The sequence below is a fragment of the Flavobacterium psychrophilum DSM 3660 = ATCC 49418 genome (genome assembly GCF_002217405.1).
GTDB classification, from domain to species: domain Bacteria; phylum Bacteroidota; class Bacteroidia; order Flavobacteriales; family Flavobacteriaceae; genus Flavobacterium; species Flavobacterium psychrophilum.
The window spans coordinates 13399-30851 of sequence record NZ_MUHE01000009.1 but is presented as its reverse complement, the minus strand read 5'-3'; the positions used below and the strand labels follow the sequence as shown (position 1 = coordinate 30851).

The 17453-nt window shown below is 32.6% G+C and carries 15 protein-coding genes; 1 reads left to right on the top strand and 14 read right to left on the bottom strand.

The features are described from left to right. Positions 1 to 115 precede the first annotated feature (115 nt). Positions 116 to 1933, top strand: a complete 1818-nt coding sequence (locus tag B0A57_RS02445; protein WP_011962278.1) for a DUF4139 domain-containing protein — start codon at positions 116 to 118, stop codon at positions 1931 to 1933. A gap of 141 nt (positions 1934 to 2074) precedes the next feature. Here the strand turns inward: B0A57_RS02445 and B0A57_RS02440 are convergent, their stop codons facing one another. The 14 genes from B0A57_RS02440 to B0A57_RS02370 form a co-directional block, all read right to left on the bottom strand. After that, positions 2075 to 3031: a hypothetical protein gene (locus B0A57_RS02440; RefSeq protein WP_038465815.1), complete on the bottom strand. Its 957-nt coding sequence runs from the start codon at positions 3029 to 3031 to the stop codon at positions 2075 to 2077. A gap of 14 nt (positions 3032 to 3045) precedes the next feature. Then, complete coding sequence (locus B0A57_RS02435) at positions 3046 to 4008, bottom strand: DUF6175 family protein (protein ID WP_034099950.1); 963 nt, start codon at positions 4006 to 4008, stop codon at positions 3046 to 3048. Positions 4009 to 4019: 11 nt separating this feature from the next. Then, positions 4020 to 4499, bottom strand: a complete 480-nt coding sequence (locus B0A57_RS02430) for a hypothetical protein (RefSeq protein WP_034099948.1) — start codon at positions 4497 to 4499, stop codon at positions 4020 to 4022. 19 nt (positions 4500 to 4518) lie between these two features. Continuing rightward, complete coding sequence (locus B0A57_RS02425) at positions 4519 to 5040, bottom strand: hypothetical protein (protein ID WP_034099946.1); 522 nt, start codon at positions 5038 to 5040, stop codon at positions 4519 to 4521. A gap of 265 nt (positions 5041 to 5305) precedes the next feature. Continuing rightward, entirely contained in the window at positions 5306 to 6589 is a 1284-nt protein-coding gene (locus B0A57_RS02420; RefSeq protein ID WP_034101880.1) for a hypothetical protein, read from the bottom strand. A 274-nt stretch (positions 6590 to 6863) separates the two neighbouring features. Then, positions 6864 to 7943 (bottom strand): DNA polymerase IV, encoded by a 1080-nt coding sequence (dinB, locus tag B0A57_RS02415; RefSeq protein WP_038465807.1) that lies wholly within the window; start codon positions 7941 to 7943, stop codon positions 6864 to 6866. Between the two features lie 317 nt (positions 7944 to 8260). Further along, positions 8261 to 9025, bottom strand: coding sequence for a succinate dehydrogenase/fumarate reductase iron-sulfur subunit (locus tag B0A57_RS02410; protein ID WP_011962275.1), 765 nt, complete (start codon positions 9023 to 9025; stop codon positions 8261 to 8263). 58 nt (positions 9026 to 9083) lie between these two features. Then, positions 9084 to 9458 carry a four helix bundle protein gene (locus B0A57_RS02405; RefSeq protein WP_011962274.1) on the bottom strand — a complete coding sequence of 125 codons (375 nt, stop codon included), beginning with the start codon at positions 9456 to 9458 and terminating at the stop codon, positions 9084 to 9086. Positions 9459 to 9551: 93 nt separating this feature from the next. Beyond that, positions 9552 to 11561 (bottom strand): fumarate reductase/succinate dehydrogenase flavoprotein subunit, encoded by a 2010-nt coding sequence (locus tag B0A57_RS02400; RefSeq protein WP_011962273.1) that lies wholly within the window; start codon positions 11559 to 11561, stop codon positions 9552 to 9554. A 9-nt stretch (positions 11562 to 11570) separates the two neighbouring features. Continuing rightward, positions 11571 to 12236 carry a succinate dehydrogenase cytochrome b subunit gene (locus B0A57_RS02395; RefSeq protein ID WP_034097211.1) on the bottom strand — a complete coding sequence of 222 codons (666 nt, stop codon included), beginning with the start codon at positions 12234 to 12236 and terminating at the stop codon, positions 11571 to 11573. A gap of 526 nt (positions 12237 to 12762) precedes the next feature. Further along, positions 12763 to 13725 carry a hypothetical protein gene (locus B0A57_RS02390; RefSeq protein WP_038465803.1) on the bottom strand — a complete coding sequence of 321 codons (963 nt, stop codon included), beginning with the start codon at positions 13723 to 13725 and terminating at the stop codon, positions 12763 to 12765. A gap of 549 nt (positions 13726 to 14274) precedes the next feature. Further along, positions 14275 to 16368, bottom strand: a complete 2094-nt coding sequence (gene feoB, locus B0A57_RS02380) for a ferrous iron transport protein B (protein ID WP_034097209.1) — start codon at positions 16366 to 16368, stop codon at positions 14275 to 14277. After that, complete coding sequence (locus B0A57_RS02375) at positions 16368 to 16610, bottom strand: FeoA family protein (protein ID WP_011962269.1); 243 nt, start codon at positions 16608 to 16610, stop codon at positions 16368 to 16370. Before B0A57_RS02375 ends, feoB begins: the two co-directional genes overlap by 1 nt. Before the next feature lie 95 nt (positions 16611 to 16705). Further along, the gene (locus tag B0A57_RS02370) at positions 16706 to 17374 is read right to left on the bottom strand and encodes an SCO family protein (RefSeq protein ID WP_034097207.1); all 669 of its coding nucleotides are present in this window, start codon (positions 17372 to 17374) and stop codon (positions 16706 to 16708) included. Positions 17375 to 17453 lie beyond the last annotated feature (79 nt).

Here is a 17453-nt window from a genome sequence, read left to right as displayed (position 1 = left end):
TTCGCAGATTTTGATGAATTTTCAATTTGCAAATCTGTGGTCAAAAAAACATTAATTTTACGCCTTCCCAACCTTTTGCATAAAAAAGTACTCTATATAAATAAACACATGTATTATGAAAAATATAATTCTAATTTTTACTGTTTTGGTTTCGGTAATATCATTTGCACAGAAACCTATTTTTGTTTCTGCCAAAGTAAAATCGGCAACTGTATATTTTAATGCGGCCGAAATTTCACAAAGCACAAACGTCCAGTTACCTTCTGGAACGAGTGAAATTGTGGTAAAAAATGTTGCCAATTATTTGAATGAAAACTCGGTTCAAATTGGCGCACCATCATCGCTAACGGTGCTTTCGGTACAATTTACAAACGATTACATGTCAGAATATGATACCAATGAAAATTCGCCAGCGATTAAGAAAGTAAAAGACAGTATTATTTTGGTTCAAAAAGAACTAAATCGAGTTATCAATTCCCGAAATTCCGAAAGTAAAACCATCGAATTATTAGATAAGAATCAACAGGTTTTTGGTCAAAATTCTGGGTTGAGCGTCATTGAATTGACAAAAATGGTCGATTATTACAAATCGAAACGAACTGAAATTAGCAATACTATAAATACTCTTGAAGAAAAAGAAAAAAAATTGAACGAGTTAATCACAAAACTGAATAACAAACTCGAAACAGATACAACTAAAGAAGAAAAAACTTCGTCGGGAAAACTCGTATTACAAGTTATGAATACTACGGCTGGAAATATTCCTTTAGAGATTTCTTATGTAACAAATAACGCTTGGTGGTCGCCATTTTATGATTTAAGAGCAGACAATGTTACGTCGCCAATAAATATGATGTACAAAGCGCAAGTGGTTCAAAATACAGGAATCGATTGGAAAAAAGTAAAACTAACGTTGTCTTCTGGAAACCCAAACCAGAACAATCAAGCGCCTATTTTAAGTTCATGGTTTTTGAGATATGGAAATACACAACAATATGGATATAATCAAAATGGAACTCAAAATGCAATTCAATCTTTATCTGGAAAAATTGCTGGGTTACAAGTTGAACAAGATAAAGAAAATAAAAAAATTATCCTAAGAGGAGCTAGAGATATTACAAGAAACAATCAAGCATTAGTAGTCATTGACGGAGTTATTTCGACTGCTGAAATCTTAGCCCAACTTCCCCCTCAAAGTATTAAAAGCACAGAAATTATAAAAGGTGCTCAAGGAGTTGCATTGTACGGAGATCAAGGAGCCAATGGAGTAATAGTAGTTACTACAAAACAAGGCATGGGCGACTATACTTCTATCAACGAAAACCAACTCAATGTTTCTTTTGATATAGATATTCCTTACGACATTTTATCTAACGGAAAAGCACATAGTGTAGCATTAAAGGAAATAAAATTACCTGCTTCTTACAAATATTATGCGGCACCAAGAGTAGAAAAAGAAGCGTTTTTATTAGCCGAAATTGCCAATTATTCTAAATATAATTTATTGCCTGGCGAAGCTAATATTATTTTTGAAGGCATGTATGTGGGAAAAACAATGATAAATCCGAGTCAAACCTCCGACACTTTAAATTTGAGTATGGGACGTGATAAAAAAGTAACCATCAAACGTGAAAAAGTAGTCGATAAATCGGGAACTAAATTCTTATCTTCTAAAAAAGAACAAACATTTACTTACGACATTACCGTAAGAAATAACAAAAAAGAAGCTGTTGTGATGTTGCTAAAAGACCAATATCCGTTAAGTTCCGACAAGGAAATCGAAATCGAATTACTTCAAAAAGAGGGTGCCAAAGCCAATGCTGAAACTGGAATTTTAACTTGGAATTTAGATTTAAAACCCAACGAAACTAAAAAAATAAGGATTAGTTATTTGGTAAAATATCCTAAAGATAAAATTATTGATAATTTGTAATGGTAAAATATTTATGGCAAATAAGATTGATAAAAAAAACTAACAACAGACATTATCCTAAAAAGTGTGTAAGTAAAAAAAGTATGAGGGTTTGTGCAACCCCCATACTTTTTTTACTTATACACTTTATGAATAGTAGTGCTAATACCACCATCCGCTAACGTTATAGCTAATCGTTTTTGGCTGGCCTTTTCCATATGCTACTCCAATATCTCTATACGCTTTTATTGTTTCGCTAACTTGAGCTTGTTCTTTTAGTTTGTAATTCCATTCTCTAGAATCGATGGTTTTTACTTTCGAAGCAATTTTATTAGATAGCGATTTTACTTCGCCAAAACACGCACTATTGGGGTCTATTGTTGCAAGGATTTCACCTGCTTGGTTAGCAGCTTCTACTGTTTGATTAGCAGCCCAAAGGTTGCTAGATTGGTTTAGTTTTACTTTACAATCTCTGTCTATTTGTTTTTTATATATTGGCGCTACGGCATTCATACATTTGTTGTAGCAATCCTGGCAGGCTTCGGGCACACTAGTTAAATTGTATATTGCTTCTTCAAAATTATTCTGATTAGCTAGCCTTTGTGCCTCTTTTATTATAAAGTCACATTTGCTTTTGTAGTATTCAATTATTTTTGTTTTGCCAGTTTGTATAAATGTTTGGTAACTTGGAGCGTTAGGTTTTAAGTTTTTTAATGCCGAAATATATGCTTTTGTCTGGTTTTCTCCAACACCTTTAACAGTTATCGATTGGCTTGCAAATTTTGTCCCTTCATATCCATCACCTATATAAAGTGTTATATCTAAAGTATAAGCTTGCATTGGTGGTGTGGTAGGAGTTATGTCTTTTGTTAAGATATTAATGTTTGCTGTGAGTATAAAACGCTCGTTATACTCGCCGCTTCCCATTCCGTTTTGGGTTACAATTTGGTCTAACTTATTTGTTAAAATACTACGGGCTGCCTCGGGCATATTGTCTATTTGTTCGGACACATAGGTTGCTAATGTGATTTTAGATGCCTCATCGTTTTTTGTTGCCGTACCTTGTGCATTAGAATTTAATCCTATTGCGATAAGAATGCTTAAAAATATTGATTTCATAATTTTTTATTTATTTATTTTTCTCCCAGTACTATCGATGCCTGGCCTAAACCTTTTGTCATTAGTTTATTTGTTATCATAAACGGAGCTTTTTTTAGATAACTTTGCAATCCTTTGCAGAAGCCTTTTGCATCTATAGCCGTGCCTGCTTCGTTATACATTGGGATTCTTACTTGCTTGAAGTACATCATGTTTTCTGTTGATTCGACTGTACTAAATCTTCCTTGTACGCAGTTTTTTGTTAGCCATTCTTCTATATAACTATTTAATTCTTTTCCGTCATATTCTTTTTCTAAATCACCATCCCAAGAGTCGAATTTTTTGATGCGAATTACAATTTCTCTTCCATTTTTAAACATGTCATCAAAATGGGCCATTAGTTGTACGTTAAATCCATCTATGTCAGATAAGATTGCTGTTTTTAGCATTTGTATTTCTGTAGATCCTATTAATTGGTTTCCCGTTTTTGGCATACCTCCAGCAATTCCTTTATTTGTGTATGCGTCTATTCCTGTAAGTGTATATGTGATCGATTTTTTAGGGCCAAAGGTATTAACTTTCCAATCTACCTGCATCCAAATATCAGCTTTTGCAGTTTTTTTTAGTTTATCTATAGGACTTTCGGCAATTCCTGCACCACTTTTGCTTGTAAGTATTGCGTCTTCGGCGCTTTCTGAGGCAAGTTCTTTTAAGATGTCTTCCATTCTGTCTAGCGGAAACCCTCTTTCGGTCATTAATTCTCCTATACCACTTACAACACCGCCAAGTTCATGATTTTCTTGAAAAGCTCTTTTATAGTCAGGTAGTTTTGTTATTTCGCCTTGGTTATCAAACTCAAAATAATAATCGTGGTCTATACACCACGCATCGCTAGGAACCACCATTAGTCTTGGTTTCTTTGCTTGCGAAAACACCATTGATGTTGTGCATAGTAGCAATAGTATAACTTGGTTTAATTTTAATACTGTTTTTTTCATTTGGGCTTGATTTAATTATTTAAAATACCGTCAGTAATCATTTGTTTTTTTAGGTCGCTTCTCATCACTCGGATTATATATCCGTACATTACTTCTCCGTCTGTTCCCTTTTCTTTTTCTTTTTTTCCAAAAGATTCATCTTGGTTTGAAGTGAAATTTTTATAATTTCCGCCATCTTTAAAAAATGTATTAAAATACTCGGATTTGTTTTCACGAATATTTGGAGCATTTAGCAGAGGTCGGCTATCGCATTGCTTATTTCCGCTTCTAATTCCTAGAAATAATACGGCATTTACCGCTTCTTTTTTTGCTTGTTCTATGGCGTCGTTTCTGTCTTTTCCTTTGCCCCATGATTTTAGTGTTACGCTTCCGTCTAATTCTGAACCAAGACATTCTGTTTCATGGGGGTAGTTTGCGCTAACTGTGGTTTTTGTTTTGCACCCTACCAATATTAATGCACTGGTAATGAGCAATAAAATTATTTTTTTCATGACTTAAAATTATTTTTGTTTAAAATCCAGAATTTAATGATTTTAGAATTCCTGCAGCTTCTAAGTCTTTTCTTAAGGCCGAAACATTTACAGATACTATTACACCTACTTTGTATTCTTTTCCTATTTTCATTCTGTCTTCTGCAGCAACTGCACCATCTGTTGATGTTGAAACAAATTTCATGTACTTTCCTCCATCTTCAAAAAAGGGTTTAAAAAATTCTTCTTTTTCTACTTCAAGATTTGTATTGTTTGTTAGAGCGCTTTGCCCTGGAACTGTTGCATTTCCTGCAAATCCTTTAAATATTATTCCGTGTACCGCATTTTTTTTTGCCTGTTCTATGGCAACATCTGGTCTTTTAGAATAAGACCATACTTTTATTAAGTATGTTCCCTGTGTTCCAGTTTGTATAGCTTCAATTTCGTATCTCCACTCTTGCGTGTCTTTTTCGGCTTTTTTTCTAGCTTGTGCATTAACTGTTTGGTTCAGGCTAAAGATTATTACAAATAGTATGACTATTGTGTTTGAAAGTTTTTTCATTTGATTTGGATATTAGATGAAGTGTTCATTATGAATAGAAAAATTAAGCTTAATTCTTTTACTTACAGTGTTTTGTTTTAGGATCGAAGTGAGGGTCTTTTTTAAGGGTTTTTATACCTTAAAAAGAGTACTTCACTATAGTTTTATCGGAGTTCCGTAAACTTCGTTTGTAACTTAAACCCCAACCCTTGTGTCATAATACTCAAATAATGAGATTTGAAAAAATGCTGTACATAACAGAATTAAGCTAAAAATTCATAATTATTTATTTTATTTGTCTGATTAGTAATCCAGGATAATATTTTTTTCCTCCTGAGAATGTGGTTCTATCAATAGCTGGAGTGGCTTCTGTGTTTTCTTTTTCGGTTCCGTTGTAGGCATTGTCCCAAATTAAATCTTTTTCAACTTTAATAGTACCTATACTTTTGTATGTTGCTATGCCTGTTTTTTCATTAATAGTTTGTTCAAGGACATCAAATTTTTCGCCGCCCTCTAAGCCTTCTTTTGTTCCAATTTTAGCAGTAATAGGGTTTCCTGTAAAAAGGGGTGTTTTGGTTTTGAAAACATCGTATTTTTTTTGAAGTTTTGCATATACATTATCAGTAATTCTAACTGTTGAAAGGGCTATTATTTGTTCCTCTGTTCTGTTTTCTTTTAATGAAAAAGTGACTAATGCTGATGCAGATTCGTCTCCAACAAATTCTAATTTAAATAGATCGGAATTGTCAAAAGCTTTCTTTTTTGCAGGATCTAGATTTGTTTTATCCATATACAAATCTGCATAAAAAGTGTTCGATACAGTTTCGTTCCAAACCAATTTGTACAAATAAGATGTTGCCCAGATAGAATAGCCTTCTTTTGCTTTATCATAAGCTTTGTCCGCTAGTCTCATAGCCACTTCTTGTCCCATTGGAAGTTTGCTTGCTGCGATTTTTGCTGCATCTCGTATCACACGTGCAACAGGTTCGTTTTCTACGAAGTTAAATTTATTTACTACTACAAATGTATTATCAATTAGCTCGAAACCTGCTGTTTTTAGCAGAGCGTCTCCTTCTGATGAGGCTTGGGCTGTTTTTTGATCAAGAAAAGAGGCATTAAACACACCTCGTTCTGAAACTAAATTAGAATCGAAACTTCCGTCTGCTTTTCTATTAAACCATTTTGCAACTAATTTGTGTGCTATTTTTTCTTTTTCAAAATATTTCTGGATTCTTGCTGGCAATTCTTTATCTACTGATTCTGGTTCGTCAAGATTAATTTTAGCTGTTTTAGAGGTGCTATTAAATTTAGCTTTTTCTTCTGCGGTTAATGTGTAATTTGCAGGATTAAAAGATTTTTGAGCAATTTGGTGATTATTGTATTTTTCAGGAAATGGTGCGTTATTGAAAGCTTTTAAAACCACATCTTTTTGAGGAAATTTTTCTGACTCTACGACCATTGTGTGTAAAGAACTTCTGCGGTATTTAACATCTAGTGGTTTCTCTTGAGCTTGTACAAATGCGCTTGTTCCCACTAAGAACAGACTTAAGGTAATAATTAATTTTTCCATTTTTCTATTTTTTTCTTACTCTTTTGGATTTTCAGTTGCTCCTCGTTTTTGTTGTGGTTTCTGAACTCCACCCCCAATACTATTTTTTTTTTAAGAAATGCTTGTTTTTTTTTATTAAAAAACAAGCATAGCTCCTAAAAGGTATTGTATATAGATTTCAAAACTAGGTAAAAAATAAAGGTTAAAAAATAGCCAAATACAGTCATTTTTATATCTAACTAATTTTAGTTAGAAAAAGCTCTAAACGGTTAATTATGAGTGTTGTTTTTTTATTTTAAAAATCGAATTTTAACTGCACTGCAATTGATTTTTTAATTTCGGTATTTAAATTGGCTAGAGAAATACCAAGTAGTCTTACTGAATCTTTCATTCGTTCTTGGTATAATAATTCTTTAACAGTTTCTGAGATAATTCCTTTATCTGAAATAAAATAAGGCAAGGTTTTACTGCGAGTTTGTTGGGTAAAATCCGAGTATTTTATCTTTAAAGTAATCGTTTTTCCTGATATTTTGTGTTTTTTAAGTCTTCTTCCTAGTTCGGTAGCAATTTGTTCTAATCTTTCTTCCATAAATATTTCTGATGTAAGATTGGTGTCAAATGTATGTTCTGCAGCTACGGATTTTGTGGTTCGGTTTGGTTTTACTTCACTGTTGTGTATGCCACGCACAATGTTGTAGTACTGAGCGCCACTTTTGCCAAAATGTACTTCTAGATATTCGGAGGTTTTTCTTTTTAAATCCTTTCCTGTAAAAATACCGTGTTGGTACATTTTTTCGGTGGTAACTTTCCCAATTCCGTAAAATTTTTTAATATCTAACGCTTCCATAAAACCCTCAATTTCTTCTGGATTAATGGTTTTTTGTCCGTTGGGTTTGTTGTAATCTGAAGCGATTTTTGCTACAAATTTATTGGCAGATATTCCTGCAGATGCCGTTAGTCCTACTTCCTCGAAAATACGTTTCCTAATTTCTTGTGCAATAAGTGTAGCGCTAGGATTTCCTTTTTTGTTTTGTGTAACATCTAGATAGGCTTCATCTAGCGATAAGGGCTCGACTAAATCTGTGTATTCGTAAAATATCTTTTTAATTTTTTTTGAAATTTCTCGGTATCTATCAAAACGAGGTGGCACAAATATTAAATCTGGACAGTTTCGTTTGGCTTGCGCACCACTCATAGCACTGCGTACACCAAATTTTCGTGCTTCGTAACTTGCTGCCGAAACTACTCCTCGTGCTTCACTGCCACCAACCGCCAATGGTTTTCCTTTTAAGTTAGGATTGTCCATTTGCTCGACCGATGCGTAAAACGCATCCATATCGATGTGGATTATTTTTCGTTGAGAATTTTCGGACATCGTACAAATTTAAACTAGCATGCTACAAATTAAAAGAAATGATTGCTTATAGAAGTTATTTATTGGTTTTATATTTTAGTTAATGCCCTTTATTATTAAATTTACTGAAATAACAAATATACGGTTTGCTATTGCGAGATTCCTAGTTCCTCGTAATACAATATACGGACCAAATATTACGGCGTTTTTAAAATTAAAACGGCATAAGTTATAAAAAAAGAGAGGGTTGTAGTTTTAATAATATCGCAATCTTTTTTGAATAAAAAAACGCATTCAAGTAAATGAATGCGCTTCTGTCTTTATTTATCGATGTTTATTTATCCTTTTAAACTAGCGGATAAATATTCTCTATTCATTCTTGCAATATTTTCTAAAGAAATTCCTTTAGGACATTCTACTTCGCAAGCTCCTGTATTTGTACAGTTTCCGAAGCCCTCTTCGTCCATTTGGCGAACCATGTTTAGGACTCTTTCGGTAGCTTCTACTTTTCCTTGTGGTAATAAAGCGTATTGCGATACTTTTGCACCAACAAACAACATGGCCGAACCATTTTTACAAGAGGCTACACAAGCACCACAACCAATACAAGCTGCTGCTTCAAATGATTTATCGGCATCGCCTTTTTTTATAGGTGTTGCATTGGCATCAATAGTATTTCCTGAGGTGTTTACAGAGACAAATCCACCAGCTTGTTGTATTCTGTCGAAAGAACTTCTGTCAACTACTAAATCTTTTACAACTGGAAACGCTTTAGAGCGCCATGGTTCTATAAAAATTGTGTCGCCATCGTTAAACTTTCTCATGTGTAACTGACAAGTTGTTGTTCCAGTATCTGGTCCGTGTGCTCTACCATTAATGTAAAGTGAACACATTCCGCAGATTCCTTCACGACAATCGTGATCGAATGCTACTGGTTCTTTCTTTTCGTTTACTAATTCTTCGTTTAATTGGTCTAGCATTTCCAAAAACGAACTTGCTGTAGAAACATTATCTAATTTATAAGTTTCCATGCTACCTTTTGCTTTAGCATTTTTCTGACGCCAAATCTTAAGGTTTATATTGATATTTTTTGCTGCACTCATAATTTTTATTTTAGCCAAAAGTCACAAGCCAAAAGGCAAAAGTGAAAGGCGTTAGTTTTTACGATTTACTTAATTCTAATTTATTAATAAATGAATTTATCATTTTACTTTCTTCTGTAATTTGGTTTAATAATTCGAAAAATATTTCCTCTTCTTTTATAAAACCTAATTTTTGAGCTATCAACAGTTGTGTTTCTAGTTCACATAATGAGCCACGCGCAATTTTAATAAATTGAATATAGCTTTGTGTTGAATGTCTTCCATATCCTTCAGCTATATTAGAAGCGATTGAAATCGAACATCTTTTAATTTGGCTTGACAAAGCATACAATTCTTCTTTTGGAAAATCTTTTATCAATTTATATGATAAAAGTGCAATATCAATTCCTTTTTGCCAAATTAATAAATCTTTGTACGATTTTATCTCACTCATTTTTTAATTATTACGCATATCCAAAAGGCATTAGTTTTTGATACTCGCTTTTTAATTTATTTTGTCTTATGCCTATTGGCTAATGGCTATTGCCTACTTATAATTTCTAGCTGCGATTTTAATAAACTCGTATTTCAATTCTTCTTTGTTAAGAATTTCTTTGCTGATATCGTAACCCATATATTCCCAAGCACCAACAAAAGAGAAGTTTTCATCATCGCGAAGCGTTTCTCCTTCTGAATCTTGATATTCTTCACGGAAGTGACCTCCGCAAGATTCTTTTCTTTGTAAAGCGTCCATTGCCATTAGTTGACCTAAATCGATAAAATCGGCAACACGAAGTGCTTTTTCTAATTCTTGATTTAATTCGTCTGCACTTCCTGGCACATAAACATCTTTGTAGAATTCTTCTTTTAATGCAGCAATTTCAGAAATAGCTTCTTTTAATCCAGCTTCGTTTCTTCCCATTCCTACTTTGTTCCACATGATTAATCCCAAACGTTTGTGAAAATGATCTACTGTTTTAGATCCTTTATTGTGTAAGAATTTATTAATAGAATCTTTAACTCTGTTTTCTGCATCAACAAACTCTTGCGATTCTGTTGATATTTTTCCAGTTCTAATTTCATCAGCTAAATAGTTAGAAACGGTGTATGGTAATACGAAATAACCATCGGCCAAACCTTGCATTAAAGCCGAAGCTCCCAATCTGTTGGCTCCGTGATCAGAGAAGTTGGCTTCTCCTGCCACGAAACAACCAGGAATGGTAGATTGTAAGTTATAATCTACCCAAACACCACCCATTGTGTAGTGTACTGCTGGATAAATTTTCATTGGTGTTTCGTAAGGATTCTCATCGGTAATTTTTTGGTACATGGTAAATAAGTTACCATATTTTTCTTCTAACCATTGTTTTCCTAATTTGGTAACCTCTTCATCTGTTGGGTGATGGTTTCCTTTTGCAAAAGCAGTTTGACGACCTTTGCTTTGAATTTCTGAAGAAAAATCTAAATAAACACCCTCATTGGTATCGTTAGCTTCAATTCCGTGACCTTCGTCACATACTTCTTTTGCGGCTCTAGAGGCCACATCACGAGGTACTAAGTTTCCAAAAGCAGGATATTTTCTTTCTAGGTAATAATCTCTATCTTCTTCAGCAATTTGTGTTGGTTTTAATTTTCCAGCACGAATAGCTTCTGCATCTTCTTTTTTCTTAGGAACCCAAATACGCCCAGAGTTTCTTAAAGACTCAGACATTAATGTTAATTTCGATTGATTGGTTCCGTGTACTGGAATACAAGTTGGGTGAATTTGCACATAACATGGGTTTGCAAAAGCAGCTCCTTGCTTGTGTATTTTCCAACCAGCAGTTACGTTACTTCCCATGGCGTTTGTTGATAAGAAATATACATTTCCGTACCCTCCAGTGGCAATAATAACAGCATGAGCTGAATGTCTTTCTATTTCTCCTGTAACTAGATTACGGGCAATAATCCCACGTGCTTTTCCGTCTATTTTTACTAAATCTAGCATTTCGTGACGGTTAAACATTTCTATATTTCCTTGACCAATTTGTCTTGATAAAGATGAATAAGCTCCTAAAAGTAATTGTTGTCCTGTTTGTCCTGCAGCATAAAAAGTACGTTGTACTTGTGTACCACCAAACGAACGGTTATCTAAATTCCCTCCGTAATCACGAGCAAAAGGAACACCTTGCGCCACACATTGGTCGATAATATTTCCTGAAACTTCTGCTAAACGGTGTACGTTTGCTTCACGAGCTCTATAATCTCCACCTTTGATGGTGTCATAGAATAATCTAAAAGTACTATCTCCGTCATTTTGATAGTTTTTAGCAGCATTAATACCTCCCTGCGCAGCAATTGAGTGTGCACGACGAGGCGAATCTTGGAAACAAAATGCTTTTACATTGTATCCCATTTCTGCTAATGATGCTGCGGCCGACGATCCGGCCAAACCAGTTCCCACGACAATAACATCAATTTTAGGTCGGTTATTTGGCGCTACTAATTTTAAGTGGTCTTTATAATTTGTCCATTTGTCCGCAATTGGACCTTCTGGTATTTTTGAATCTAACTTCATAATTAGTTGTTAATTTTTAAAATGATGAAATAATGCAATAAAAATAAATCCAAAAGGAACAATTATCGCAAAAGCATATCCTAATTTATGTAATGATTTTGAAAATTTATTATTGAATCCTACAGATTGAAAAGACGAATTAAATCCGTGCCATAAATGTATTGCTAGCAACACGAATGCTAAACAATACAAGCCTGTACGAACAGGACTTACAAATTTAGCAACTAATTCTCGATGATATCTTGTTGCATCGATTACATTCCCATCGATATATTTATAGGTTATTTCTTGAACCCAAAAATCATAAAAATGCAAGCCAACAAATGCCAAAACTACTAATCCGGAAACAATCATATTTCTTGAAGCCCAAGAGGCATTTGCTGCTCCGTTATATTTTGCATAAGAAACGGGTCTTGCGCTTTTGTTTTTTAATTCTAAAACAATTCCCATTACAAAATGAAAAACAACCCCGGTAATCAGGACAGGCTGCATAACAAACTGAATTACTGGATTGTATCCCATAAAATGAGACATCATGTTAAAAGTTTCAGCACTAAAAACCGATATCATATTGATAAAAAAGTGAAGTGAAAGAAACGTTATCAGGAAAATTCCCGAAAGAGCCATAGCGACTTTTTTTGCTATCGATGACTTCAACATTGTTGATTTTGCCATAGTATTTTTGTTAATTATTTGGTTTTAAAAAAGTTTAAACAAAAATAACGCAAATTCATCTCATCAGCAAATGTTGGTGGCTTATTTATAATGAATTTAAAATGGGGTATATTTTTGCTAAATAGACAGAAAAATCGTAATGTAATATCATTAGGCATTTTAGCTCATTAATAATTCGGAGGTTATTTTAAATTTAAAATAGCACATTTTGAAATATGAATACAAGAAACGGAGCTTATACAAATCATAAGATTAAGATAGTCCAGCATTTTGAAATTGGACTCTTTTTGGCTATAGCTTGAATTGTATAATAATTATTTTTTTGCGATGGCATTACCTTTAAAAATCAGCATAACGGAGTCTCTTGTAGGGTTACGTGCGTTACAGCATAAAAATGGAGAACTAATAAATAAACTAAATGGAAATTTGATAAAATATATTATAGGCTATGATTTTTACATCAGCGCTTTTTCTAGTGTTTTTAAAGTTTAAATAATATAAAAACCAAAATCCTTCCAAACGCCTGTTAACGGTTGTATTTAGTTATCAAGTCATTAAATAATTTATCTATATACAAACCTTTATCATCTCTACCTTCATACATTTTAATTATTTCTCTAACTTCAATTTCATTTTCTTTGTACGACTTTTTGTTTAATTCTGAAATATTTTTAATCCCTTTTGTCATAAAATTTCTTGCAAGAATATAAGTCTTTAGTACAGTTAACTCATCATACAAAGATGCAGGACCAACAATTATTTTAGACGATTCATCTGTAATTGAATTTAAACAATCAGCATATATTGATTTTTCTTTACAGGGAGTTTCACCAATATATAATACTATAATTGCTTCACAGAAATAAAAAGTATAAGGGTTTTTTACAATTTCTAAATTAGAAATTAAAAGACTATTTTTAGAATATTTATTAAATATTATTATAATTTTAAAATCTTCAATTCCATAATTCTCCTTAGATAAGTTATCATATAAATAGTTATAAATAAACTTTCTAATTTTTAACAAATCATTTTCTTCAACAAAACTATCGCCTCCTTCAGCTTTATATGTACAACAAAAACGTAATATTATTGAATAAAAGTAAGCTTGAATTTCAATATTAGAAATCTTTTTTGGCTCTAAAATTTCTAAATTATTACTTGATTTAGAAGAAATGAAATTATTTAAATATTTACCATCTCTAAATTTTTGCAAAAATTCAACAGCAAAATGTGATTCTAATATACCTAACTTTTTTTCACAAACCTTACAAAGAACATTATCCCTTTTATAATGATTCCTTATTATTTCGGTTGATTCATTTTTTAAATTATCTCTACCATAATACACCTCAATCTTCGATGTCTTAACATCAATGTTATAAGATTCTTCACTGTAATGTTTACCAACACAATTTTTAATTAAGCTTGCTGGTATTAAATGGGAGCCAACTTCATCAGCTATTTTATTGCAAATTATACAATTCATTTTCAATGGTTTTTGGTAATATCGTAGTTAACGGCAGTCTGCGAAAAAAACTCAGTCTTATTACTAACAAATATAGCATCATATTTGTTTAAACTTTCTGTTTTTCTTATCTTCAAGGACGCAACATGTTGCAGGGGGTTCTCGTCACCTAATTCGTTTTTCTAGTTAGAAGACGCAATAAGTATTGATAATGAAGTGCTTTTGTAGATTTTACAGACCTATAAAAACTTGATTTTACTGTTCAAACCACTAAAGCATAAGGTCGTCCTAGCTATAATACTAAGGTGTTTTAAAAATCTATTTAGGCATTCCTTAAAAAGGGCTGTTTTTAATTTCTACAAAAAAAGAATACTTTTAGTTTTGCCATTTCCTATAAAAATATTGCTTTACACAGAAAAACGTATCGTTTGGAGATTAGTTTTGAGTAGCTAAATTATTTACAGCCACAATCTCCGCCACAATTGTTATCTTTTTTTTTGCCAAAATATGTCTTATACAGAAAAGATACTGCAAAAATTAACAAACAAAACGCAATAATTTCTTGTGTCATTATTTTAAGATTTGATATGCAATTAACGCCACGGTATAAGCAAATCCGCTCATAAACACTAACTGAATAGCCGGCCATTTCCAAGAATTTGTTTCTTTTTTAGTTACAGCAAGTGTACTTATGCATTGCATGGCAAAAACATAAAAAAGCAGTAAAGAAATACCTGAAGCTAAGTTAAATAGCTTGTTTCCTGTTATGGGATTTATTTCGGCAGATAACTTATTTTTTATCGTAGCCTCTTGGTTACCAGTTTCTTCGATACTGTAAATCGTAGCTAATGCGCCTACAAAAACCTCTCTTGCTGCAAAGGAAGTTACAATGGCAATACCTATTTTCCAGTCATAGCCTAATGGTCTAATGGCGGGTTCTATCGATTTTCCTATGATTCCTATATAAGAATTTTCTAATTTGTACGAAGCGATGTCATTTTCTAAATTTTTTGTCGAAGATTTTTGTTTTGAAACAATTTCTCTCGCATTTTTAAAATTTTCACCAGGCCCATAAGAAGCTAAAAACCATAATATTACCGAAAGTGCTAAAATTATTTTTCCTGCACCAAAAACAAAAGATTTTGTTTTTTCGATCACATTTATTGCTACATTTTTAAACATAGGCAACTTGTAATTAGGCATTTCGACAACAAAATACGATTTCGATTGAATTTTTAAAATTTTATTCAAAATCCAAGCAGAAAAAAACGCCATACTAAAACCTAACAAATACAATAGCATTAGTGTAAGTCCTTGCAGATTAAACAAGCCAAAAAGCCTAGTGTCTGGAATAACTAATGAAATGATAATAGCATAAACAGGTAGTCTTGCCGAACAAGTAGTAAACGGTGTAACTAAAATTGTGATAAGTCGTTCTTTCCAGTTTTCTATATTTCTTGTTGCCATGATAGCAGGAATTGCACAAGCGGTTCCCGAAATAAGTGGCACAACACTTTTGCCAGAAAGACCAAATTTTCGCATCGATTTATCCATCAAGAAAACAACACGACTCATGTAACCGCTTTCTTCGAGAATAGAAATAAATAGAAATAAAAAGGCAATTTGTGGAATAAAAATAGCAATTCCGCCCAAACCTGGAATAATTCCTTGCACAATTAGATTGGTAAGAACTCCTGCGGGTAATTTAGATTGTGTCCATGAGCTTAAGGCGGTAAACGAAGTGTCTATAAAATCCATTGGGATACTAGACCAATCGAAAATAGATTGAAAAATAAGCATCAGAATCAAGAAAAAAATGACATAACCAAATACTTTGTGCATGAGTATTTTGTCAAGTTTGCTTCGCAAACCTTTGGCAGAAGCCAAATCTATTTTTTGTCCAACTTTTAGAACTTCATTAATAAACTGATACCGTTTGATGGTTTCTTTTTGCTGTAATTTTTTTAGCGCTTCTTTCGATTTTGTAAACGAAGTAATTTGCAATTCGTTTCTGTTTAAATTAGCAAAATTTACATCTTGGGTAATAACTAGCCACAATTTATATAAGGAATCATTAGGAAAAGCATGACGCAAATTATCAAAATAAGCCACATCAATATTTGAAGCATTCAAACAAGGTTCGGTCGTGATATTTTTGTAATTGACGATAAGATTTTTCAAATCATCTATACCTTCGCCTTTGCGAGAACTCACTAAGGCAATTTTAGTTTTTAGGCGATCTTCTAAATAAGGAATGTCTAGCGAAATTCCTTTATACGACATTCTATCGGACATATTTATGACCAGAATTGTAGGAATTTCTAAATCTTTTATTTGGGTAAAAAGTAATAAGTTTCTTTTTAAATTTTCCACTTCGGTAACTACAATTGCTACCTCTGGATAATCTTTGTCGTTTTTGTTTAACAGCAATTCGATAACCACATTTTCGTCGAGCGAACTAGCGTTTAGGCTGTATGTTCCTGGCAAATCGAGAATGGTTGCCTTAAGATTAGAGCTTAGTTTGCAAATACCTTGTTTTTTTTCGACTGTAATTCCGGGATAGTTTCCTACTTGTTGGTTCAAACCTGTAAGTTGGTTAAAAACGGATGTTTTACCCACATTTGGGTTTCCAATTAAAGCAATATTAATATTTCCGACTTTCATTATACTTGGTTTTCTGTAGGAATTTCGACTTCAATAATAGACGCCATTTCTAATCTAATGGCAACATGACTATCATTAATATTCAAATATAGCGGATCACCAAAGGGCGCAATTTGAATAATTTCGACCATATTTCCTGACAAACATCCCATTTCTAATAATTTTAGAGGAATCATATTAATGTCAAAATCTTTGATAATTGCTTTTTGACCAATGGCTAGGTTTGAAATGGTTAAGTTCAAATTTATTTAGATTGAATTAAGATTACAAAAATAACAATAATAATACTATTATATATGATAATAATCATTTTTGTAGTATTTTATACAAAATCGAGTTATTTTTTATTTTCAAGAAGCCAATTAATATCTACTAATAACTGCTGAACTTCTTCTCTTTTTGTACCATCATAAAAACCACGAACACGTCTTTTATCATCAACCAAAACAAAATTTTCGGTGTGAACCATATCATATAATTCCGAAGGTTTTCCAGTTTTTACTGCCAAATAAGATTTTCTAGCAATGTAATAAATATCTTTTTTGCGGCCTGTTACGAGATTCCATTTAGCATCAATAACCCCTTTTCTTTGGGCATATTCTTTTAGTACCGAAACGCTATCTGTATCTGGTGTTACCGAATGTGATAGCAGCATGACTTTGGGGTTGTCTTTAATTTGATCTTGCAACCAAACCATATTGTCTGTCATCATTGGGCAAATGGTACCGCAAGTGGTAAAAAAGAAATCGGCAACATAAATTTTTCCTGCATAATCTTTTTGGGTAATTATTTTTCCGTTTTGATTGGTAAAAGCAAAATTGGCAATAATATGTTTATTGGCAACATATTGAATTGTCGAATCTACCAATTCAGGATTTACCATCGATGGTGTAAAAACAGGAAGTGTTTTCCTATTTAATACATTATAAAAAAGCGAAATAATAATTACAGATAATATAGAGAGAACAATAAATAAGGTTTTAAATTTTCGTAAAAAATTAAGCATAACGTGTGTGTTTTTTGCAAAAATACAAAATAATAAAAGCATCAAACATAAAAACATTTTTAAATGCAATCATTAAAAA

What these genes read in the sequence shown, in the direction of transcription:
- B0A57_RS02445 (WP_011962278.1), top strand. Translation starts at nt 116, where the DNA reads ATGAAAAATATAATTCTAATTTTTACTGTTTTGGTTTCGGTAATATCA.
- B0A57_RS02440 (WP_038465815.1), bottom strand. Translation starts at nt 3,031, where the DNA reads ATGAAATCAATATTTTTAAGCATTCTTATCGCAATAGGATTAAATTCT.
- B0A57_RS02435 (WP_034099950.1), bottom strand. Translation starts at nt 4,008, where the DNA reads ATGAAAAAAACAGTATTAAAATTAAACCAAGTTATACTATTGCTACTA.
- B0A57_RS02430 (WP_034099948.1), bottom strand. Translation starts at nt 4,499, where the DNA reads ATGAAAAAAATAATTTTATTGCTCATTACCAGTGCATTAATATTGGTA.
- B0A57_RS02425 (WP_034099946.1), bottom strand. Translation starts at nt 5,040, where the DNA reads ATGAAAAAACTTTCAAACACAATAGTCATACTATTTGTAATAATCTTT.
- B0A57_RS02420 (WP_034101880.1), bottom strand. Translation starts at nt 6,589, where the DNA reads ATGGAAAAATTAATTATTACCTTAAGTCTGTTCTTAGTGGGAACAAGC.
- dinB (WP_038465807.1), bottom strand. Translation starts at nt 7,943, where the DNA reads ATGTCCGAAAATTCTCAACGAAAAATAATCCACATCGATATGGATGCG.
- B0A57_RS02410 (WP_011962275.1), bottom strand. Translation starts at nt 9,025, where the DNA reads ATGAGTGCAGCAAAAAATATCAATATAAACCTTAAGATTTGGCGTCAG.
- B0A57_RS02405 (WP_011962274.1), bottom strand. Translation starts at nt 9,458, where the DNA reads ATGAGTGAGATAAAATCGTACAAAGATTTATTAATTTGGCAAAAAGGA.
- B0A57_RS02400 (WP_011962273.1), bottom strand. Translation starts at nt 11,561, where the DNA reads ATGAAGTTAGATTCAAAAATACCAGAAGGTCCAATTGCGGACAAATGG.
- B0A57_RS02395 (WP_034097211.1), bottom strand. Translation starts at nt 12,236, where the DNA reads ATGGCAAAATCAACAATGTTGAAGTCATCGATAGCAAAAAAAGTCGCT.
- B0A57_RS02390 (WP_038465803.1), bottom strand. Translation starts at nt 13,725, where the DNA reads ATGAATTGTATAATTTGCAATAAAATAGCTGATGAAGTTGGCTCCCAT.
- feoB (WP_034097209.1), bottom strand. Translation starts at nt 16,368, where the DNA reads ATGAAAGTCGGAAATATTAATATTGCTTTAATTGGAAACCCAAATGTG.
- B0A57_RS02370 (WP_034097207.1), bottom strand. Translation starts at nt 17,374, where the DNA reads ATGCTTAATTTTTTACGAAAATTTAAAACCTTATTTATTGTTCTCTCT.